General features: G+C 48.3%; 1 protein-coding gene. It reads right to left on the reverse strand.

The window, feature by feature from the left end:
* Positions 1-157 precede the first annotated feature (157 nt).
* Positions 158-1,102 (reverse strand): class I SAM-dependent methyltransferase, encoded by a 945-nt coding sequence (locus tag ACTHUE_RS19085; RefSeq protein WP_440424180.1) that lies wholly within the window; start codon positions 1,100-1,102, stop codon positions 158-160.
* Between the last annotated feature and the right edge of the window lie 307 nt (positions 1,103-1,409).

A 1,409-nucleotide genomic window follows, 5' to 3' on the forward strand; every position in this document is an offset into this window, starting at 1 on the left:
GAATCATGGGGGCGAATGAGAAATTGGGCGTCAGGTAGTTTTGCATGTTCTTTTCCTTTTGATATTGTCAACAATTTCTTCAATTATGCGCTATTGATTGAGAGATTCAATATGGCAATCAGGCCGTCTGAAAACTGGCTTTCAGACGGCCTGATGCTTATTTATGCTTGATTTCCCAGCATTGATGGATTTTTTTGTTGCGGAAATCGTCGGGAACGGACTGCTTGGAAATATCTTTGACGGCGTATTGCTCCGATACCGAGTCGTCCAAGACGAAGCTGCGCAAGTTGTTGGAGAAATACAGAATGCCGTCTGAAGCGAGCAGGCTCATTGCGCCGTCAATCAGCTTTTTATGGTCGCGCTGGATGTCGAGGATGTCGAGCATCTTTTTGCTGTTGGAAAAGCTGGGTGGATCCATGACGATCAGGTCGAACTGTTTGCCTTCGGCGGCGGCATTTTGCAGGTATTGGAACACATCGGCGCGGACGATTTTGTGTTGTTCGGGGCTGATGCCGTTGAGTTCGAAATTGCGTTTCGCCCAATCGAGATAAGTGTTGGACAAATCGACGGTTTCGCTGGATACCGCGCCGCCGGTTGCGGCATAGACGGTAAAGCTGCCGGTGTAGGAAAACAGGTTGAGGAAGCGTTTGCCCGCTGCGGTTTCGCCGACTTTTTTGCGCGTGTTGCGGTGGTCGAGGAAAAGGCCGGTATCGAGGTATTTGTCGAGGTTGACCCAAAACTTGCGGCCGTTTTCAGTGATGACGAAATCGTCGCCGGTTTTGCCGGTTTTCTCGTATTGTTGTAAACCTTTTTGACGTTCTCGGCGTTTGAGGTGGATTTGTTCGGGCGCAAAACCGGTCACAAAACCGATGGCTTCCAATACATCGGCAAGCCATGCTTCGTATTCTTCGGGCTGCATCAGCCAGCCGGTATCGTATTCCTGAAGATGGATTTGGTCGCCGTAAACATCGACGGCAAAGGGAAATTGGGGAATATCGCGGTCGTAAATGCGCCAGGCTTCGATATTGTTGCGTTTGGCCCATTTCATAAGATGTTTGATGTTTTTACCTAAGCGGTTGGCAAAGGGGGTAATGTCGGTCATGGTTTCAGACGGCCTGAATAAGTATTGGGAAGGGGTTGGATTTTAACGCACTTGATGCCTTTTTGCTTGACTGTTATCCATAAAATCTATATTATCCGCCATTCGCCTTTTGATACGAAGCCATCGTCATCCAACCTAAACCGCCGTTTCGGGCGCGTTTCTTTTATTGCTTGCATATTTGCAAAGCCTTTTCTGTGCAGGTTGTCGTCGATGTTAACCACAAGCAAGATGCTTGCGACAACCCTGTAACTTCACATTTCCCGTATCGTTACTTTCCTTTGCTTCAGGTCGTCTGAAATTGTTCAGG

The sequence above is a fragment of the Neisseria sp. P0021.S005 genome (assembly GCF_051956955.1).

Coding starts and splice junctions, on each gene's coding strand:
- ACTHUE_RS19085 (WP_440424180.1), bottom strand. CDS start 1,102: ATGACCGACATTACCCCCTTTGCCAACCGCTTAGGTAAAAACATCAAA.